This window comes from Amycolatopsis suaedae (genome assembly GCF_004214935.1).
In the GTDB taxonomy this organism is placed as follows: Bacteria; Actinomycetota; Actinomycetes; order Mycobacteriales; family Pseudonocardiaceae; genus Amycolatopsis; species Amycolatopsis suaedae.
Genome location: NZ_SFCC01000018.1, coordinates 113,038 through 132,328 on the forward strand (window position 1 = coordinate 113,038; position 19,291 = coordinate 132,328).

At 71.6% G+C, this 19,291-nt stretch carries 18 protein-coding genes; 11 read left to right on the forward strand and 7 right to left on the reverse strand.

Annotated features, from left to right (window positions below; genetic code table 11):
- Nucleotides 1-24: 24 nt before the first annotated feature.
- Entirely contained in the window at nt 25-168 is a 144-nt protein-coding gene (locus EWH70_RS35655; protein WP_165436479.1) for a hypothetical protein, read from the forward strand.
- A 544-nt stretch (nt 169-712) separates the two neighbouring features.
- Here the strand turns inward: EWH70_RS35655 and EWH70_RS30250 are convergent.
- Nucleotides 713-2,314, reverse strand: coding sequence for an aldehyde dehydrogenase (NADP(+)) (locus EWH70_RS30250; RefSeq protein WP_240687310.1), 1,602 nt, complete (start codon nt 2,312-2,314; stop codon nt 713-715).
- Between the two features lie 107 nt (nt 2,315-2,421).
- Between EWH70_RS30250 and EWH70_RS30255 the strand changes: the two genes are divergently transcribed.
- Entirely contained in the window at nt 2,422-3,318 is an 897-nt protein-coding gene (locus EWH70_RS30255; protein WP_130478968.1) for a LysR substrate-binding domain-containing protein, read from the forward strand.
- On the opposite strand, the gene EWH70_RS30260 is transcribed toward EWH70_RS30255, so the two are convergent.
- Complete coding sequence (locus EWH70_RS30260; protein WP_130478969.1) at nt 3,308-4,207, reverse strand: cation diffusion facilitator family transporter; 900 nt, start codon at nt 4,205-4,207, stop codon at nt 3,308-3,310. The two genes, EWH70_RS30255 and EWH70_RS30260, sit on opposite strands and share 11 nt — an antisense overlap.
- A gap of 98 nt (nt 4,208-4,305) precedes the next feature.
- Here EWH70_RS30260 and EWH70_RS30265 point away from each other — a divergent pair, with 98 nt between their 5' ends.
- Genes EWH70_RS30265 through EWH70_RS30280 form a run of 4 tightly spaced genes read left to right on the forward strand, consistent with a single transcriptional unit; the run spans nt 4,306 to nt 8,275 of the window.
- On the forward strand, nt 4,306-4,821 hold the full coding sequence (locus tag EWH70_RS30265) for a bifunctional nuclease family protein (RefSeq protein ID WP_130478970.1): 516 nt from the start codon (nt 4,306-4,308) through the stop codon (nt 4,819-4,821).
- A 37-nt stretch (nt 4,822-4,858) separates the two neighbouring features.
- Entirely contained in the window at nt 4,859-6,196 is a 1,338-nt protein-coding gene (locus EWH70_RS30270; RefSeq protein WP_130478971.1) for a cytochrome P450, read from the forward strand.
- A 34-nt stretch (nt 6,197-6,230) separates the two neighbouring features.
- The gene (locus EWH70_RS30275) at nt 6,231-7,217 is read left to right on the forward strand and encodes a TIGR03557 family F420-dependent LLM class oxidoreductase (RefSeq protein WP_130478972.1); all 987 of its coding nucleotides are present in this window, start codon (nt 6,231-6,233) and stop codon (nt 7,215-7,217) included.
- A 20-nt stretch (nt 7,218-7,237) separates the two neighbouring features.
- Entirely contained in the window at nt 7,238-8,275 is a 1,038-nt protein-coding gene (locus EWH70_RS30280) for a Ppx/GppA phosphatase family protein (RefSeq protein WP_130478973.1), read from the forward strand.
- On the opposite strand, the gene EWH70_RS30285 is transcribed toward EWH70_RS30280, so the two are convergent.
- The gene (locus EWH70_RS30285; protein ID WP_130478974.1) at nt 8,247-8,855 is read right to left on the reverse strand and encodes a flavodoxin family protein; all 609 of its coding nucleotides are present in this window, start codon (nt 8,853-8,855) and stop codon (nt 8,247-8,249) included. The two genes, EWH70_RS30280 and EWH70_RS30285, sit on opposite strands and share 29 nt — an antisense overlap.
- Before the next feature lie 82 nt (nt 8,856-8,937).
- Here EWH70_RS30285 and EWH70_RS30290 point away from each other — a divergent pair, with 82 nt between their 5' ends.
- Entirely contained in the window at nt 8,938-9,612 is a 675-nt protein-coding gene (locus EWH70_RS30290) for a TetR/AcrR family transcriptional regulator (RefSeq protein WP_130478975.1), read from the forward strand.
- A 27-nt stretch (nt 9,613-9,639) separates the two neighbouring features.
- On the forward strand, nt 9,640-10,824 hold the full coding sequence (locus EWH70_RS30295; RefSeq protein ID WP_130478976.1) for a cytochrome P450: 1,185 nt from the start codon (nt 9,640-9,642) through the stop codon (nt 10,822-10,824).
- Here the strand turns inward: EWH70_RS30295 and EWH70_RS30300 are convergent, their stop codons facing one another.
- Genes EWH70_RS30300 through EWH70_RS30310 form a run of 3 tightly spaced genes read right to left on the reverse strand, consistent with a single transcriptional unit; the run spans nt 10,825 to nt 14,203 of the window.
- A complete protein-coding gene (locus EWH70_RS30300; RefSeq protein WP_130478977.1) occupies nt 10,825-11,964 on the reverse strand; it encodes a hypothetical protein in 1,140 nt (379 codons plus the stop codon).
- 5 nt (nt 11,965-11,969) lie between these two features.
- Complete coding sequence (locus tag EWH70_RS30305) at nt 11,970-13,229, reverse strand: glucarate dehydratase family protein (RefSeq protein ID WP_130478978.1); 1,260 nt, start codon at nt 13,227-13,229, stop codon at nt 11,970-11,972.
- Entirely contained in the window at nt 13,226-14,203 is a 978-nt protein-coding gene (locus EWH70_RS30310; protein ID WP_130478979.1) for a 5-dehydro-4-deoxyglucarate dehydratase, read from the reverse strand. Before EWH70_RS30310 ends, EWH70_RS30305 begins: the two co-directional genes overlap by 4 nt.
- Before the next feature lie 95 nt (nt 14,204-14,298).
- Here EWH70_RS30310 and EWH70_RS30315 point away from each other — a divergent pair, with 95 nt between their 5' ends.
- The 3 genes from EWH70_RS30315 to EWH70_RS30325 all read left to right on the forward strand — a co-directional run bounded on the left by EWH70_RS30315 (nt 14,299) and on the right by EWH70_RS30325 (nt 18,108).
- Nucleotides 14,299-15,102 carry an IclR family transcriptional regulator gene (locus EWH70_RS30315; protein ID WP_130478980.1) on the forward strand — a complete coding sequence of 268 codons (804 nt, stop codon included), beginning with the start codon at nt 14,299-14,301 and terminating at the stop codon, nt 15,100-15,102.
- Nucleotides 15,103-15,137: 35 nt separating this feature from the next.
- Nucleotides 15,138-15,962, forward strand: coding sequence for an NAD-dependent epimerase/dehydratase family protein (locus EWH70_RS30320; RefSeq protein ID WP_130478981.1), 825 nt, complete (start codon nt 15,138-15,140; stop codon nt 15,960-15,962).
- A 640-nt stretch (nt 15,963-16,602) separates the two neighbouring features.
- On the forward strand, nt 16,603-18,108 hold the full coding sequence (locus EWH70_RS30325; RefSeq protein ID WP_130478982.1) for a flavin-containing monooxygenase: 1,506 nt from the start codon (nt 16,603-16,605) through the stop codon (nt 18,106-18,108).
- Nucleotides 18,109-18,112: 4 nt separating this feature from the next.
- On the opposite strand, the gene EWH70_RS30330 is transcribed toward EWH70_RS30325, so the two are convergent.
- Nucleotides 18,113-19,276 carry an epoxide hydrolase family protein gene (locus EWH70_RS30330; protein WP_130478983.1) on the reverse strand — a complete coding sequence of 388 codons (1,164 nt, stop codon included), beginning with the start codon at nt 19,274-19,276 and terminating at the stop codon, nt 18,113-18,115.
- Nucleotides 19,277-19,291: the final 15 nt, after the last annotated feature.

Below are 19,291 nucleotides of genomic sequence, written 5' to 3' on the forward strand. Positions count from 1 at the left end.
AGGGCATTACAGCAGACTGGGGCCATGACCGCATCACACCGCTGGATCACCACCTCCGCCCACGTCACCAGCGAGGGCTGGGTCCGCTACCAGCGCTGCCACTGCGGGCAGACCCGCGTCCTGCTCAACGACCGCCCCGTCGCCGCCCCTGTCCGCCAAAGCACGTGAAGGCCACCTTCACCACCTGAGACGTCAGGGCCCCGGCCGGGGATCCTGGGTCGATTGCCGTGAAGGGGGCCCTCACGGCATCAGACGCCACCAACTCCCCCCTCACCCAGACACACCACCCGACCCGCCAGCCCCAGACGCCACAACCACCCCACCCGCCACCACGAACGAGACAACCCCGCCAACCCTCACCGCACGTGAAGGCCACCTTCACCACGTCACACGTAATGAAGGTGGCCTTCACGTGCTTGGGCCGGGGCCGGTGTCTCGCGATGCGGAACCGGCGTGCCGGACAGTGGGGCCCGGCGGGCGGGAACGGACAACTCGCGCGTTCGGGAACGGACGACTCGCACGAACGGACCGGCCACGCGGACGACCGGCACCACCTGAGAAACCGGTCCACATCGTGAGTTCTGCGCTCACGCCCGTGAGTTCTGCGTTCCGGCCCGCGAGTTCCGCGTTCGGGACCACGACCCGCCCCGCCGGACACCGACTTGGCCGGAATCCCGCCAACGCACGTGAAGGAACCCGACCGGCGCCAGCGTCAGTCCCGGGTCAGCTCACCGTCCACGCGGCGCCAGACGCCCTGCGGGTTGCCGTCACGCAGCACGTGCGGCCGCACCGCGTCGGGCACGTTCTGGTAGGCCACCGGCCGCAGGAAACGCTCGATCGCCCGCGATCCCACCGAGGTGGCCCGGGCGTCCGAGGTCGCGGGGAACGGCCCGCCGTGCACCATCGCGTGACACACCTCGACGCCGGTCGGCCAGCCGTTGAACAGAATCCGGCCCGCCGTGCGCTCCAGCACCGGCAGCAGCCTCGTCGCCTCGGCGTCGTCGGCCCCCGGCTCGGCGTGCACGGTCGCGGTCAGCTGGCCCTCCAGCGAGCGCAGCACCCGCAGCACCTCGTCGAAGTCGCGGCAGCGGATGATCAGCGACGCCGCGCCGAACATCTCCGTCTGCAGTGCCGGGTCCGCGGTGAACGTGGCGCCGTCGACCGCGAGCAGCAACGCGTGCCCCGCGGCGGCGGCCTCCGCTGCCGCTCCCCTGGCAAGCTCGGTCACACCGCTGTGCCCGCCGACCTCCTCGGTGGCCGACTGGTACGACCGGGCGATGCCCGGCGTCAGCATGGTCGCGCCGGCGTCGGCACCGACGGCGTCGGCCGCCGCGGCGGTGAACGCGTCCAGTCCCTCGCCCTCGACGGCGACGACCAGGCCCGGGTTGGTGCAGAACTGGCCCGCGCCGAGCGTGAGCGAGCCGACGAACGCCGCACCCAGCTCACGGCCACGGGCGGCCAGCGCACCGGGCAGCAGGACGACCGGGTTGATGCTGCTCATCTCGGCGTAGACCGGGATCGGCCGCGGGCGCCGGGCGGCGACCTCCACCAGCGCCAGGCCACCACCGCGGGAACCGGTGAAGCCGACGGCCTGGATGCGCGGGTCGGCCACCAGCGTCTGGCCGAGCCCGGGGCCGTCGCCGACGAGCAGCGAGAACACTCCCTGCGGCAGCCCCTCTGCCGCGACCGCGTCGGCGATCGCACCGGCGACCAGCTCCGACGTTCCCAGGTGCGCGTTGTGTGCCTTCACCACCACCGGGCAGCCCGCGGCCAGCGCGGACGCGGTGTCCCCACCGGCGACGGAGAACGCCAGCGGGAAGTTGCTGGCACCGAACACGGCGACCGGGCCGAGCGGCACCATCCGCTGCCGGATGTCCGGGCGCGGCAACGGGGTGCGGTCCGGCAGCGCGGTGTCCACGCGCACGCCCTGCCAGCTGCCCTCGCGCAGCACCCCGGCGAACAGCCGCAGCTGACCGGTGGTGCGCCCGACCTCCCCGGTCAGCCTCGCCTCTGGCAGGCCCGACTCGAGACCGGCCCGCTCGACGAGTTCGGCGGTGATCGCGTCGATGTTGCCCGCGATGCGCTCCAGGAACCGCGCCCGCCGCTCCGGGTCGGTCGCGCGGTAGGGCTCGAACGCCTCCTCCGCCAGCGCGCACGCGCGGTCGACGTCCCCGGCACCGCCGTGGTGGTAGGCGGGGTCGAGGGCCTGACCGGTGCGCGGGTCGACCGACCGCACCTCGGGTCCGTCTCCGGCGACGCGCTCCGCGCCGACGAACATCCGACCGGACAGCCGGGCGTCGGTGGTGGTGGACAACGTGTTCTCCTTCCCCGACCGGGATTTCCCGGTCGTCCACAACCCTAACGACGGATCGATACCGGTCCAACATTGTCTTTGCATCGTGTGATGCCAATACTGAATCGGTGTTTTCCCTGACCCAGCTGCACAGCTTCGTGGCCGTCGCCGAGGAGCTGCACTACGGCAGGGCGGCGGCCCGGCTCTCGATGACCCAGCCTCCGCTGAGCAGGCGCATCCAGCTACTGGAGCGGGAACTGGGCGTCGCGTTGTTCGACCGCGGCGGGCGCGCCGTGCGTCTCACGCCCGCCGGGCGGGAGTTCCTGGTCGACGCCCGCCGCATCCTGCACCTGGCCGAGCAGGCCACGCTGGCGGTCCGCCGCGTGCCTGCCGGCGAGCGCGGCCGGGTGGTGCTGGGCTTCACCGCCACGACGGCGTACTCGTTCCTGGGCACGGCACTGGCGGCGGTCCGCGACCGGCTGCCGCATGTCGACCTGGTGCTGCGGGAGATGGTCAGCGGCGCGCAGGCCGAGGCCCTGCTCGCCGGGGAGCTGGATCTGGGCCTGGTCCGACCGCCGGTCACCGGCAGCGACGTGGTCACCGCTCCCCTGTTGCGGGAACCGCTGCTGGCGGCGATGCCGGCCGACGACCCGCTCGCCGCATCGGCCACCGTTCCGGTCGCCGACTTCGACGGCAGGCCGTTCATCATGTACTCGCCGGTGGAGTCCCGGTACTTCCACGAGGTGCTGATCGGGGTGTTCCGCGGTGCCGGTGTGGCGCCGGACTACGTGCAGCACGCCAGCCAGATCCACACGGTGCTCGCGCTGGTCCGGGCCGGGCTGGGCGTCGCGCTGGTGCCGGCGGCGGCGTCGGTGCTGCATCTCGACGACGTCGTGCTGCGCCCGGTGTCGGGCATCGAGCCGCACCCGATCGAGCTGCACGCGATGTGGCGGTCCGGCAACGACAATCCGGCACTCGCCGCACTGCTGCCGGTCATCCGCGCGGCGCCCGGCGTCACCAGGTGAGCGCCGGGCAGGCCGCGACCTCGACCTGGAGCGTCGCGTGCCCGAGACCGTGCCGTTCGGTCAGCAGCCCGCGGGCCCGCTCCAGGACCCCGTCCCGGTCGGCGTCCCCGGCGACCCGCAGGTGCGCCGACGCCACCTCCATGCCCGAGGTCAGCGTCCAGACGTGCAGGTCGTGCACGTCCAGCACGCCGGGCAGGTCCGCCAGCTCGGCGCGGACGGCGGCGACGTCGAGCCGCGCGGGCGCGTGCTGGAACAGGATCCGCAGGGCGTCGCGGCCCAGGCGCACCGCGCGCGGCAGCACGAACAGGCCGATCGCCACGCCGATGACGGCGTCGGCGTACCGCCAGCCGAACCCCAGCGTCAGCAGGCCGCTGATCAGCACCCCGACCGAGCCGACCAGGTCGGCCATGACCTCCAGGTAGGCGCCCCGCACGTTGAGGCTCTCCGCCGCGCCCCGGCGCAGCACCAGCAGCGCCGCGAGGTTGAGCAGCAGGCCTGCCACCGCGACGATCGTCACCGGCAGGCCGGGCACCTCCGGCGGGTCGGCGAAGCGGCCGACGGCCTCGGTGAGCACCCACGCCGCGACTGCCACCAGCAGCACGGCGTTGAGCAGGGCCGCCAGCACCTCGCCGCGGTACATGCCGAACGTGCGGCCGCCGTTCGCCGCGGCCCGGCGGGCCACCAGCACCGCGCCCAGCGCCATCGCCACACCCAGCACGTCGGTGAGCACGTGCGCCGAGTCCGACAGCAGTGCCAGCGACGACGTCCGCAGCCCCACCACGAGCTGGACGGCCAGCGTCACCACACCGAGTGCGAGCGCGATCCCGAGCCGCCGGGCGTGCCTGCCCGACGCGCTGCCCACGTTTCCGTGCCCATGTCCGTGTCCCATACCGTCAACATATAGTCACATGCGCATGTGTGCAAGTGTCAGCTCGTTCACGGGTGGGTATCCCGACTCGGTCGTCGGGTCGAGAGGGTGTGAGGGCGATGGTGCCGGTGAACGTGGAGGGTGTGGCGCTGGTGGCGCCCTGGTCGACCAGCCCGGTGATGCTGCTGCGGGAACTGAGCGGACGGCAACGCTGGCTGCCGATCGTCATCGGCGCGCCCGAGGCCGAGGCACTGGTCACCGCGCAGGCCAAGGTCAACCATCCCCGGCCGACCACGGTCGAGCTGATCGGCGAGGTGCTGGCGGTGTTCGGGCACCGGCTGGCCCGCGTGCAGGTCACCAAGCTCGACAACGGCGTGTTCCACGCCGATCTGGTGCTGGACAAGGGAGTCCGGATCTCGGCGCGGCCCAGCGACGCCGTGGTGCTCGGCGTGCGGGCCGACGTCCCCGTCGAGGTCGACGAGGGCGTGTTCGACGAGGTCGGCGTCGAGTTCGAGGTACTGGGCGACGATCCGCTCGGGACCGCCACTCCACCGGACGCCGAGGAGCAGGTCGCCGAGTTCCGCGAGCTGCTGGATCACCTCGACCCGGAGGATTTCCGGGATCGTCCGTCCTGATCGTTTGACCGGCCGCGTGCCGCGGTACCCCCGCGGCATGGTCGGTACGACGAGCACCCAGCCCACCGCGTCGGCTCTGGACACCGCCCGCCTCGCGGGCACGGTGCTGCTGCCGACGCTCGCAGGCGGCGTCATCAAGCGCAGGCGAACACCGCTGCGCGTCGCCGAGAAGGTGCAGGCCGACCGCCCGGCCGTCGCGCTGCTGCGCGAGCTCACCGACCGCTACGGCACCCGGCCGCTGCGGATCCCGGTACCCGGCAGGCGGGTGGCCATGGTGCTCTCCCCCGACGACGTGCGTGAGGTCCTGCGCACCCGGGCCGAGGCGTTCACCCCGGCCAACGCGGAGAAACGGGCCGCGCTCACCAAGTTCCAGCCCCACGGCGTGCTGATCTCCCGCGGCGAATCCCGCCGCGAACGCAGGCGGTTCGTCGAGGCCGTGCTGGAGACGCCCAGCCCGATGCACCACCTCGCCGACGTCGTCACCGCCACCGTCCGGCAGGAGACCCAGCTGCTGCTCGACGACGTGCGGGAGGCCGGTGTCCTCGACTGGGACCGGTTCAACCGCGGCTGGTGGCGGATCGTGCGCCGGGTGACGTTCGGCAAGGCCGCCAGGGACGACAGCGCCACCACCGACGTGCTGGACCGGCTGCGCCGGTCGGCCAACTGGTCGTTCCTGTCCCCCGCGCGGGACCGCAGCCGCAGGCGGTTCGAGGGACTGGTCCGCGCCCACCTCGCCAGGGCCGAGCCCGGAACGCTGGCCGAGGCCATCGCCGACACCCCGGCCGAACCCGGCATCGACCCGGTCAGCCAGGTCGCGCACTGGCTGTTCGCCTTCGACGCAGCGGGCATGACCAGCCTGCGCGCGCTGGCGCTGCTCGCCGCGCACCCCGAACAGCGGATCGCCGCGCGCGCCGAACTGGCCGGCACCGACCTCGCGCGCCCGCAGGTGCTGCCCTACCTGCGGGCGTGTGAGCTGGAGTCGGTCCGGCTGTGGCCGACCACCCCGATCCTGCTGCGCGACACCGTCGCCGATACCGAACTGTCCGGTGTGACACTGCCCGAGGGCACCGCGGTGGTCGTCTACGCACCGTTCTTCCACCGCGACGAGCGGACCCACGACTACGCCAACCGGTTCACGCCGGAGATCTGGCTGGACGGCCGGGCCGAGGCCGATCCGTCGCTGGTGCCGTTCAGCTCCGGTCCGGGCGAGTGCCCCGGGCAGAACCTGGTGCTGCTGGTCACCAGCACGCTGCTGGCCGCGTTGCTGACCGGCCACGACTACCGGCTGAACTCCCACCCGGACCTGGGACCGGACCGGCCGATCCCGATGACCATCGACCACTTCCGGCTGGCGCTGCGTACCCAGCCCGCCTGAGGCCCACTGTCCACTGCGTACGACTAGGAGCATCATGCGTTTCGGCTACACCCTGATGACCGAGCAGGCCGGCCCACGCGAACTGGTCGGCTTCGCCGGCGCCGCCGAGCGGGCCGGCTTCGACTTCGAGGTGATGAGCGACCACTACTTCCCGTGGCTGGAGGAACAGGGCCACTCGCCGTACGCGTGGAGCGTGCTGGGTGCCGTGACGCAGTCGACCGAACGGGTCGAGCTGATGACGTACGTGACCTGCCCGATCATCCGTTACCACCCCGCCGTGGTGGCGCAGAAGGCCGCGACCGTCCAGCTGCTGTCCCAGGGCCGGTTCACGCTGGGCCTTGGCGCCGGGGAGAACCTCAACGAGCACGTGACCGGCGGCGGCTGGCCGCCGGCGAACGTACGGCACGAGATGCTCGCCGAGGCCGTGCACATCATCTCCGACCTGTTCGACGGCGGCCACGTCAACTTCACCGGTGACCACTACCGCGTCGACTCGGCCAAGCTGTGGGACCTGCCGCCGGTGCGGCCCGCGATCGGCGTCGCGGTGTCCGGCGAGCAGTCGGTGGCGCGGTTCGCCCCGGCCGCCGACGTCCTCATCGCGGTGCAGCCGGAAGCCGGACTGTGCCGTTCCTGGGACCGGCACCGCCGCGACGCCGGCATGTCCGAACCGGGCCGCAAGGTTGGTCAGCTCCCGATCTGCTGGGATCCCGACCGCGACGCCGCCATCAAGCGGGCACACGCCCAGTTCCGCTGGTTCGGCGGCGGCTGGAAGGTCAACGCCGAACTGCCCGGCCCCGCGGCGTTCGCGGCGGCCACGCAGTACGTCACGCCCGAGGATGTCGCCGAGGCGATCCCGTGCGGCCCGGACACCGACGCGATCGTCGAGGCGTTCCGGCCGTTCGCCGACGCCGGTTTCACCGACGTGGCACTGGTGCAGATCGGCGGTGACACCCAGGACAGCTTCCTCGACCACGCCCGCGACACCGTTCTTCCCGCCCTGCGCGAGGCGTATCCCGGCTGAGGCCGGGGTACCCCGGTCGAGTGAGACTCGGCGTACTGGACATCGGATCCAACTCCGCGCAGCTGCAGGTGGTCGACGGCTACCCCGGGGCGCCCCCGCTTCCCGCGGTGGCGGTCAAGGAACCGACCCGGCTGGCCGAATCGATCGAGGAGGACGGCACGCTGGCCGCGGACGGCGTCGCACGGGCCGTGCACGCCGTCGAGTCGGCGCTGGAGGCCGCCCGCCGCAACCGGGTGGAGCAGCTGTTCGTCTACGCCACGTCGGCCATCCGGGACGCCGCCAACCGCGGCGACATCCTGGACCGCATCGAGCGCGAGACCGGCGTGCGGCCGCAGTACCTGACCGGTGAGGACGAGGCACGGCTGACCTACTCCGCCGCCCACCGCTGGTACGGCTGGTCGGCGGGGCGAATCCTGTTGCTGGACATCGGCGGCGGCTCGCTGGAGATCGCGCTCGGCCGCGACGCCGAACCCGAGCTGACGCTGTCACTCCCGCTCGGCGCCGGACGGCTGACCAGGAAGTTCCTGCCGGACGATCCGCCGAGCCGCAAGCACGTCAAACGGTTGCGGCGGCATGTGCACGACACCCTGCGCGAGGTCGCCGACCGGTTGCGCTGGGAAGGGCATCCGGCCAAGACGGTGGTCAGCTCGAAGACGTTCAAGCAGCTGGCACGCCTGTGCGGGGCGGCACCGCAGCGCAGCGGGCCGTTCGTGCGGCGGACGCTCGACGCGGCCGACGTCCGCGGGCTGCTGCCCAAGCTGGCCGCGTTACCGGCGAAGAAGCGGGCGAAGCTGCGCGGGGTGTCGGCGCCGAGGGCGGGCCAGATCCTGGCCGGGGCCGTGGTGGCCGACGAGGCGTTCCGCGCGTTCGACATCACCACGGCCGAGGTCAGCCCGTGGGCCCTGCGCGAGGGCATCATGCTGCGCTACCTGGCGGGGATTCCGAGCACCGTTCACGAACTTCAGCTGCAGCCGATCCGCGGCGCGACCGACGTGGCGGACTCGGCCGACGCGGCAGGCACGGCCGTGCTCAGCCTGCCGGATAGGGCGCGCTCCTGAGCAGCCTGGCCAGGTGGGCGGCGTTGGCCGCGAGGCCGCGGGTGGTGCTGTCGACGGCTTCCGGCGTCGAGTCCAGGTCCTTGTAGTCCCTGGGGTTCATCGCCTCGGCGTTCCAGTAGGTGGCGCCCTGCGCCGGCACGGTGAACCCGATGTCGTCGAGGGCCTGGAACGAGTCGGCGACGATCTTGTGTGCGCCGTCCTCATTGCCAACGACCGCGACCACCGCCACCTTGCCGTACATCGCAGGCCTGCCGGCGTCGTCGGTCTCCGACAGCTCCGCGTCCAGCCGCTCCAGCACCCGTTGCGCCACGCTGGACATGTGGCCCAGCCAGGTCGGTGTGGCGAACACCAGGATGTCGCTGGCCTGGATCTTCTCCCGCAGGCGTGGCCACTGGTCACCGTCGCCCATGTCGGGCCACACGCCCGGGCGGATGTCGTAGTCGACCACCCGGACCGACTCGCCCCGCACGCCGTGGTCGGCGAGCGCGGCCAGTACCTGGTCGGCCAGCAGCTGGCTGCTGGACGGCTCCGGTGACGGCTTGAGGCTGCAGGTCAGGGCGGTGGCGGTCAGATCACTCATGCCGACCGGCTACCCACTGCGCGGACGGCCAACCGGGTGTGACCGTTTGACTAAATTTCAAATCTGGTCATATAGTCAGATCATGCCGAGCCGACGCAGCGAGGGACGAGCCGACCGGATCCTGGACGCGGCGGGCGATCTGCTGATGCGCCTGGGGTACCGCAAGGTGACCGTCGACGATATCGCCAGGGCGTCCGGCGTCGGCAAGGGGACGGTGTACCTGCACTGGCGCACCAAGGAGGAGCTGTTCGAGGCGCTGCTGCGCCGGGAGTACGTCGAGCTGATCTCCGAGCTGCTGGAGCGGCTGGCGGCCGATCCCGGCCTCGCTCAGCCGCACCGGTTCAGCCGCATGTCGTTCGTGGCGACCTGCCGCCGCCCGCTGCTGCTCGCGGTGTCCACAGGGGACAGAGAGATCATCGGCGCGATGGCGAAGGGGCCGCTGCACGCGCAGGACACCGTCGCGGCCGACCAGTACTTCGACTGCCTGCTCCGCCACGGGCTGCTCCGCGACGACGTCCCCGGCCTGGCCGAGACGCTGCACCACACGTCGTACGGCTTCTTCCTGCCCGACCCATCCGGCGCTCCCACCGACGTGGAAGCGCGTGCCGACGGCCTGGCACACGTGGTGCGGCACGCGTTCGAACCCCCGCGCAAGCCGCGGCAGTCGGCGCTCGTCGCCGCCGCGGCCGAACTGCGCGCCCTGTTCGGCGCGCTCCTCGACGCCTACCAGAAGGCGATCTACCCGGACGGCGGCTGATCCCGCCGGGGACGGAAGGGGACGACCATGACCACGACGGCTGACCTGTGGGGTGCCCACGAGGCCCAGTTCTGGCTGCGCGGGCAGGTGCCGGAGCAGCCGGTGTCCTACGACGCCGAGCTGGGCACCTGGAACGTCCACGGGCACCAGGAGATCCTGCGGATGCTCGCCGACCCGGCGACGTTCTCGTCGGACACCGCGCGGCTGATGCCGGAGCTGACCGACCCGCAGGACGGCAACATCCTCCAGCTCGACCCGCCCGACCACACCAAGCTGCGCAGGCTGGTCAGCCACGCGTTCACGCCGAAGGTGGTGGCCGACCTCGAACCCCGCATCGCCGAGCTGACCGGCGAACTGCTGGACCAGGCCGAGCCGGGGCGCGTCGAGCTGGTCACGGCGCTGGCCTACCCGCTGCCGGTGATCATCATCGCCGAGCTGCTCGGTGTTCCGAGCTCGGACCGGGACCTGTTCAAGAAGTGGGTCGACGGGATGCTGAACAGCAGCATGCAGTTCTCCCTGACCAACAAGGACGACAAGCAGCAGAAGGAACTGGACAGGGTGCTGGCCGAGGCCAAGCACCTCACCGACTACCTCGCCGTGCACGTGGCCGAGCGCCGCAGGCAGCCGAGGGAGGACCTGTTGAGCAAGCTCGTCGAGGCCGAAGTGGACGGTGAGCGGCTGAGCGACGTCGAGGTGGTCAACTTCGCCAACGTGCTGCTGGTCGCCGGGCACATCACGACCACGCTGCTGCTGGGCAACACCGTGCTGTGCCTGGACGCGCACCCGGAGCAGGCCGCTCGGGTCCGTGCCGACCGGTCGCTGCTGCCGTCGGCGATCGAGGAGTCGCTGCGCTACCTCAGCCCGTTCGCCACCGTCGCCAGGGCCACCACCGCCGAGGTGGAGCTGGGCGGTCAGGTGATCGGGCCGGACCAGCTGGTGCTCGGCTGGATCGCCGCGGCCAACCGGGACCCACGCCAGTTCACCGACCCGGGGACGTTCGACGCCGGCCGGGACCCGAACCCGCACCTGGCCTTCGGCAGGGGCGCGCACTTCTGCATCGGCGCGCCGCTGGCGCGGCTGGAGGGCCGGGTCGCGCTGAACCTGTTGCTGGACCGGTTCCCGGCGTTGCGCACCGATCCCGCCGACCCGCCCCGGTTCACCCCGACGCCGACCATGACCGGCGTGCGCCGGCTCCCCCTGCTGACCGGCTAGCTAGGCGTGCGCGGCCGCCACGGCGGCCGCCATGTCCGCCCAGCGGCCGGGGCCGGCCAGGCCCAGGTGGTACAGGTGCAGCTCCGCCGAGCCCGCGGCACGCAACTCGCCGACGTAGCCACCGATGTCCGGCACCGCGGCCGGCCCGACGGCGGTGACGTAGCTGCCCACCGCGACCTCCGCCGGCAGGGTCGAGCGTGCGGCCGCCACCGCGTCGACGCTGGCCCTGCCGGGTTGCCAGTTCTGCAGCACCACGGCGTCGGCGTCGGCGGGCGCGGCCGGGGTCAGGCCGGGCAGGGCGCCGGTGACCCACGGGTCGACGGCACCGTGCAGGACGACCCTCGGGCCGGAGCCGATCTCGGCCAGCACCGCCTGACGCAGCGCGTCGGTCGAGCGCTGCCTGCCGGTCAGCACCGCCTCGGCGACCTCGGCGGGCAGTTCGTCGGCCACCGCGCCCAGGTCACCCGACGCCACCAGCGCGCGGACCTCGGCGGCCAGCGCCTTGCGTACCGACGCCGGATCCAGGTCCCAGCCCGCGGCGCAGTGGTCGCAGCAGCACACCGACAGCAGCCGCACCGCGGCCGGCGACCAGACGGCGTCGGTCTTCTCGTGCTGGTGCTGGTGCACCACGCCGATCTGCCCGCACGCCTCCAGGATCACCGTCGACAGCGGCAGGTCCGCAACGGTCTCCGCGGCCAGCGTGGCGGCGTAGTCCCGCACTTCCGCGCTGGACGGGCACAGCGCCCATGGGTAGACCTCACCGAAACAGTTGCGCACCGCCACGTCCGGGAAAGCGTTGCCCAGCAGCGAGTTGTGCGTGAACACCAGCCACGCCGCCACCGGCACCCCGGCACCGGCCAGCGCTCGCACGGCATCGCCCCCGCTGTCCGGCGCGGAAACCCAGCCCGGGGCGGACGGCCGCAGCCGCGCGCCGCCCCAGGCCTCGTCCCGCACCGGCCGGTACAGCGCCGCGTGCGCGGCCACCACCGACGAGCGGTCCGGCGACCAGGGCGTCGCGGCCCGCGCACTGTGGTACGACAGCGCGACGGCCACCTCGTCGATCCCCAGTTCACCGACCCGGTCGGCGAACCCGGGAGCGTCCAGCACGTCCCACGGGTAGGCGTACCCGGTCACCCGCATGCGTGTCACCACCGTGCCTTGTTCGGTTCGAAGTCGTTGCCAGCGAAGCGTTTCATGTAGCTCGTGTCGTCCCGTTTGGTCTGTCCACAGCGGATGTAGTCCTCGTGTGCCCTGGCCAGCGCGTCCTGGTCGAGCCGCACGCCGAGCCCCGGCCCCTCCGGGACCCGGACGGCCCCGCCGCGGAACTCCAGCACGCCGGGCTCGATGACGTCGGTGTCCTTCCACGGCCAGTGCGTGTCGCAGGCGTAGGTCAGGTGCGGTGTCGCTGCGGCGACGTGCACCATGGCGGCCAGGCTGATGCCCAGGTGGCTGTTGGAGTGCATGGACAGCCCCACGCCGAACGCCTGGCACGTCATCGACAGCGCCTGCGTGTCGCGCAGGCCGCCCCAGAAGTGGTGGTCGGACAGCAGCACGCCGATGGCCCGCGCCCGCAGGGCAGGTTCCAGGTGGTCGAGGCAGACCACGCACATGTTGGTGGCCAGCGGCATCTGGGCCTGCGCCGCGACCTCGGCCATGCCCTCGATGCCCGGCGTCGGGTCCTCCAGGTACTCCAGGACACCGGCGAGTTCCCGCGCCACCCTGATACCGGTCGCGGGGGTCCAGCCGCCGTTGGGGTCGATGCGCAGCGGGTAGCCGGGGAACGCGTCGGCCAGCGCCTGGACGGCCTCGATCTCCTGCTCCGGCGGGAAGACACCACCCTTGAGCTTGATCGAGCGGAAGCCGTACCGGTCGACCATCGTGCGCGCCTCGCCCACCAGGGCCTCGGCCGTGCGGACGTCACCCCACTCGTCGCCCCGGCCGTCGAGATGCTCGCCGAACTTGTAGAACAGGTACGCGGAGAAGTCGACCTCGTCGCGGGCCTTGCCGCCGAGCAGGTCGGACACCGGACGATTCAGGTAGTGCCCCTGCGCGTCCAGCATCGCGACCTCGAAGAAGCCGTACACGGTGGCCAGCGTCTTGCTGCTGGTGAACCCGCCGGTGAGGCCGTGCCGGTCGGTGAACACCTCCCCGCCCAACACCCGGTCGACGATGCGGCGAAGGGCGGGGAGGTTGAACACGTCCTCGCCGGGCAGCTCGGCGGCGATCCGCCGGGCCTGGTCGAGGAAGGTGGCGTCGCCGTAGGACTCTCCCAGTCCGACGACGCCGTCGTCACAGACGAGCTGGAGGATGCTGCGCAGGGCGTACGGCTCGTGCACACCCATGACGTTGAGCAACGGCGGATCGGCGAAGGCGACGGGCGTGATGACGACCTCGCGGATCTTCACTTGCCCGCCCCCTTCACCTGGGCGAGCACCTCGAACCCGGCGCCGATGATGCGTTCGAGCCGGTCCAGCTGCTCGGCGCTGGGTTCCCGCAGCGGCGGGCGAACACCGCCGACCTTCTCGCCACGCAGCCTCGCGGCGGCCTTCACCAGCGACACCGCGAACCCGGGCGTCTCGTCCCGCAACGCCACCAGCGGCAGGTAGAACCCGCTCAGCAGCGCGTCCATCGTCGCGTCGTCCGATGTGGACAGTGCGGTGTGGAACGCCGACGCGATCTCCGGCGCGAAGCAGTGCACGGCCGAGGAGTAGCGGGCCACCCCGATGGCGGAGTAGGCCCGCGCCGAGACCTCCGCCGTCGGCAGGCCGTTGAAGAACAGGAACTGCTCGCCGCGCCCGCCCGCGGAGCGGATGGTCGTGACGATGCGGGTCATCAGGTCGACGTCGCCGTAGCCGTCCTTGAGGCCGACGACCGTGGGGATGTCCAGCAACGCTGCGGCACCGCCGGCGGTGAACACACCCGGGCTGCGGTGGTAGACGATGACCGGGATGTCCGCGCCCGCCGCCGCGTAGCGGACGTGGTCGACCAGGCCCTCCGGCGGCCCGGTCACCAGGTACGGCGGCAGCAACAGCACGCCGTCGGCGCCGCCCTCGCGGGCCGCGGCCACGCCCGCGCGCGCCGTCGCCGGGCCGCCGCCCGCGCCCGCCCAGATCGGGACCCGCCCGCGGACGACCTCCCTGGCCCTGCGCAGCAGGGCGGCCAGTTCGTCGGGGGCCAGCGCGCTGAACTCGCCGGTGCCGCATGCGATGAACAGGGCCCCCGCGCCGGCCTCGACGTGGAACTCGACGTGATCGGCGAACGCGTCGAGGTTCAGGTCGAGGTCATCGGTGAACGGAGTGAGCGGGAAAGCCAGCAAGCCGTCCAGCTCAACGTTGCGCGACACTATGCGCCCCCTTCGATGTTCACATTCATGAACCATGTCTGCTAGTGTGATCGTAGTTCATCTACTAGAACACTGTCGGGGACGCTAATATGACTGCATTCGCAAGTCAACCAACACAGGCGGGAGGTGGCATGCCGCAGCAGCCCGGGCTTCCAGCGCTCGACAACACCACGGAACCGGCCGGGGTGAAGTCGGCACGCCGAGCCATCGACCTGATCGAGACGTTCGCGGCCAACGACGTCTGGCTGTCGCTGTCCGATCTGCATGCCAGGACCGGCTTTCCGCGGTCCAGCCTGCACGGTCTGCTGCGCACGCTGCACGAGGCGGGCTGGCTGGAGTCCGACAGCAGTGGCACCCGCTACCGCCTCGGCGTCCGCGCGCTGATCTGCGGAACGGCCTACCTCGACCGTGACCCGGTCGTGCCGTTCGCCACCGAGGCGCTGGAGCGCGTCCGGGAGAAAACCGGCTTCACCGCGCACTACGCCCGCCGCAACGGCACCGAGGTCGTCTACCTGGAGACCCGGGAGTCCGGCAAGTCCACCCACCTGGTGTCCAGGGTGGGCCGCACGCTGCCCGCGCACGCGACCGCGCTGGGCAAGGTGCTGCTGGCCGAGTTGACCCACGACGAGATCGCGGCGCTGCTGCCCGCTCCGCTGGAGCCGCTCACCCCGAACACGATCACCACCCTCGACGCGCTCAACGCCGAGTTCGCGGTCACCCGCGAGCGCGGCTACGCCGCCGAGTACGAGGAGGGCTCCCCCGGCATCCGCTGCGTAGCGGCCGTGGTGCCCTACCGCATCCCCGCGACCGACGCGATGAGCTGCTCGATGCCCATCGACCAGGTCACCGACGCGGACGCGCAGCGGGCGGGCGAGTTGCTCGCCGAGACGGCGGCGGAGCTGGGCCAGACCCTGCGCCGCGCCGGCATCCGCTGACACCTCTCCCCCTTCACACCCGAAAGCGAGCTTCCATGTCAGTTCAGCGCGTCCTCATCACCGGAGCCTGCGGGGTCGTCGGCACCCTGATGCGGCCCCGGCTGGCCAAGCCGGGGCGGGTCCTGCGCCTGCTCGACGTCCGTGAGCCGGAGCCCGCCGCCGACGGCGAGGCGGTCGAGACGATCACCGCGTCGGTGACCGATCCGGACGCCATGGCCGCGGCCTGCGAAGGCGTCGACGCCGTCATCCACCTCGGCGGGCACAGCAGGGAGAACACCTGGGACGAGACGCTGCGGGTCAACATCCACGGCACCCAGGTCGTGCTGAACGCCGCCCAGGAGGCCGGTGTGCCGAGGGCGATCCTGGCCTCCAGCAACCACTCCGTCGGCTTCCGCCGCAACGACGAGGGTGGCGAGGGCGGCGTCCCGGCCGACTCCAGCCCGCGGCCGGACACCTACTACGGCGTCAGCAAGGCGGCCATCGAGGCGCTGGGCAGCCTGTACCACTCGCGGTTCGGCATGGACGTGATCGCCATCCGCATCGGCTCCTGCTTCGAGTCGCCGCTGAAGCTGGGCCCACGTGGCCTGAGCACCTGGCTCTCGCCCGACGACGGCGCCCGGCTGTTCGAGGCCTGCCTGGCCGCGCCGTCGCCCGGCTACCGGCTCATCTGGGGCGTGTCGGACAACACGCGCCGGGTGTACTCGCTGGCCGAGGCGGAGGCGCTGGGCTACAAGTCGCTGGACAACGCCGAGACGTACGCCGACCAGCTGGCCGGCCAGCCCGCGCCCACCGGCCCGGCGGCCGAGTACCTCGGCGGCCCGTTCGTCACCGCCCCCCTCGGCGAGCCCAACCCCCTCTGACGCCCCCACGCTGTGCCGTGAAGGGGCGAAGTCCGGTCGCGGCAGGTGATGTGGCTGGTCTCGAGCGTGGAATTCGCGTACCGGAACGCAGAACTCGCGTGCGTGAGCGCAGAACTCACCATGTGGACGCCGGTTCTCACCTCGCGCCGGTCACCCGCGTGAACGGCCCGTTCGCGCGAGTCCTCCGTTCCCGACCCGCGAGTCGACCGTTGCGGACCCGCGAGTTGCACGTTCCCACCCACCCAGTCCCACTGCCCGGCACGCCAGTTCCAGATAGCGAGACCAGCCCGTCATCGCCTGGCCGAACGGGCCGCTCGCGCAGCCCTGCCGGGCCGGAACGCGAGTCACGCGCTCAGGAACGCGAGTCTCGCCTTCCGGAACGCGAATGACGCGCTCCGGACCAAGTGAATACCCCATCCCGGTGCCGACCCGCGAGTCCCACCGTCGTGCACGCGAGTCCTACGTTCCAGCACGCGAACTCCACACTCCCGCACCACCACGACTCCCGACCTTGCCGGGGCCCTCACGGCATCCGGGGCCCGGGCGGCGGCTTGACAGGGCCCGGCGACTGTCGCATCCTACTGGGGAGTAGGTGTTACCTGTGGTTACAGCTACCCGGACACAGTGGCGTGGAGGGCTCATGGGCGCACGGTTCAAGGTGGTCATCATCGGCACCGGCTTCGGCGGCCTCGGCCAGGCCATCCAGCTCGAACGCGCCGGCATCCGCGACTACGTGATCCTGGAGAAGGCCGACGAGGTCGGCGGCACCTGGCGGGACAACACCTATCCCGGCTGCGCCTGCGACATCCAGTCGCACATGTACTCCTTCTCCTACGAGCAGAACCCCAACTGGTCCCGCTCCTTCTCCGAGCAGCCGGAGATCCTGGAGTACCTCAAGGGTGTCGCCGACAAGTACGGCCTGCGGGAGCGGATCCGGTTCGGCGTCGAGGTCACCGGAGCGCACTGGGACGAGGACCGGCACCAGTGGACGGTGACCGCACGCGACGGCTCCGAGTTCGTCGGGCAGTACGTCGTGTCCGGCATCGGCGGCCTGCACATCCCGCAGATCCCCGCCCTGCCCGGCATCGAGCGGTTCACCGGCGAGACCTGGCACTCCGCCCGGTGGAACCACGACTACGACCTGCGCGGCAAGCGGGTGGCCGTCGTCGGCACCGGGGCCAGCGCGATCCAGTTCGTGCCGCAGATCGCGCCGGACGTGGCGAGCCTGCACCTGTTCCAGCGCACCCCGCCGTGGATCATGCCCAAGCCCGACCACCCGATGCCGGACTGGGCCAAGCGGCTGTTCGCCCGCCTGCCCGGCGCGCAACGCCTGTACCGCAACGCCCTCTACTGGCTGCTCGAGGTCCGCGCCGTCGGCTTCAACGGCCACCCGGCGATCATGCGGGCCGCCGAGCAGATCGCCAAGCGGCACATCGGAAAGCACATCAAGGACCGCGAGCTGCGGCGCAAGGTCACCCCGGACTACACCATGGGCTGCAAGCGGGTGCTGATCTCCAACGACTACTACCCCACGCTGAACCGGGACAACGTCGACGTGGTCACCGACGGCATCGCCGAGGTCCGCGAGAACTCCATTGTGGACACCGCGGGTGTCGAGCACGAGGTCGACGCCATCATCTACGGCACCGGCTTCCACGTCACCGACGCGATGGAGTTCCTCGACATCACCGGCGAGGGCGGCCGCGGCCTGGCCAAGGAATGGGCCGAGAACGGCATCAACACCCACCTCGGCATCACCGCCGCCGGCTTCCCGAACCTGTTCTTCCTGCTGGGCCCCAACACCGCGCTCGGCCACAACTCCGTGGTGTTCATGATCGAGTCCCAGTCCCGCTACGTCGTCGACGCCATCCGGCTCGCCGACTCCGCCGGCGCGGCCGGGCTGCGGGTCCGCCCGTCGGTGCAGGAGGAGTTCCAGCGCGAGATCCAGGACAAGCTCGTCAAGGGCGTGTGGACCCAGGGCGGCTGCAAGAGCTGGTACCTCGACTCGCAGGGCGTCAACCGCACCATCTGGCCCGGCTTCACCTGGCGGTACTGGCAGAAGACCCGCAAGGCGGACCCGGCCGACTTCGAGCTGACCGGCCGGGTCCGCGAAAGCACCGAGAGCACTGAGAGCGCCGCCGTATAGGGCGTTATACGCCTCGCAGCTTGCGGAAGAACGCCCGCAGGTCGCCGATAAGCAGGTCCGGCGCGTCCTGGGTCGCCCAGTGGCTGCCGCGGTCGAACTCGCTCCACGACACGATGTTCGTGTGGTCGCGGTCGGCGAACCGGCGCAGCGGCCGGAAGTCGAAGGCGAAGCTGGCCAGCCCGGTCGGCGCGGTCGTCGGCTCGGCCGGGTGGTCGGTGTGGTGGTCCTCGTAGTAGAACCGGGCGGCCGACGCCGCGGTGTTGGTCAGCCAGTACAGGGTCGCGTTGGTGAGCACGTGGTCGTCGTCGGTGGTGGCGAGCAGCTGCGCGGTCCACGCGAGCTGACCGGCGGGCGAGTCGGCCAGCGCGTGCGCCAGGTTCTGCGGCGCGGTCTCCTGCAGCTTGGCGTAGCCCGACATGTCGTCGTTGAACGAGCCGAGGAAGTCCAGGTACGCCTGCTCCTCCTCGGTGAGGTCGACCAGCTCGGCCGGGTCCCCGCTGGGGAACGAGAACAGCTGCGTGACGTGCACGCCGATGACGTGGTCCGGGTCGTTCCGCCCGACCTCGGGCGCGACCAGGGAACCCGCGTCGTTGCCGTGGGTGCCGTAGCGCTCGTAACCGAGTCTGCGCATCAGCTCGGCCCACGCCCTGGCCGTGCGGTGCCGGTTCCAGCCCTTCTGCCGGGTCGGGCCGGAGAAACCGAACCCGGGCAGCGACGGGATGACGACGTGGAAGGCGTCGGCCGCGTCGCCGCCGTGTGCGACCGGATCGGTGAGCGGGCCGATCAGGTCGAGGTACTCGAAGACCGAGTTGGGCCAGCCGTGGGTAAGGATCAGCGGCGTGGCGTCCGGCTCGGCCGAGCGGACGTGCAGGAAGTGGATGTTCTGGCCGTCGATCTCGGTGGTGAACTGCGGGTAGGCGTTGAGCTTGGCCTCCCAGGCCCGCCAGTCGTAGCCGTCGCGCCAGCGGGCCACCAGCCGCCGCACGTACTCCAGCGGAACGCCGTACTCCCAGCCCGGCTGGACCGGGCCCTTCTGGATGCCGTCGGTGACCTCGGACTCCGGAAGCTCGTTGGCCCAGCGGACCCTGGCCAGCCTGCCGGCGAGCTCGTCCAGCTCGGCCTGCGGCACGTCGACTCGGAAGGGCTTGATCTCGGTGTTGTTTCCCATGAGCAATACACTACG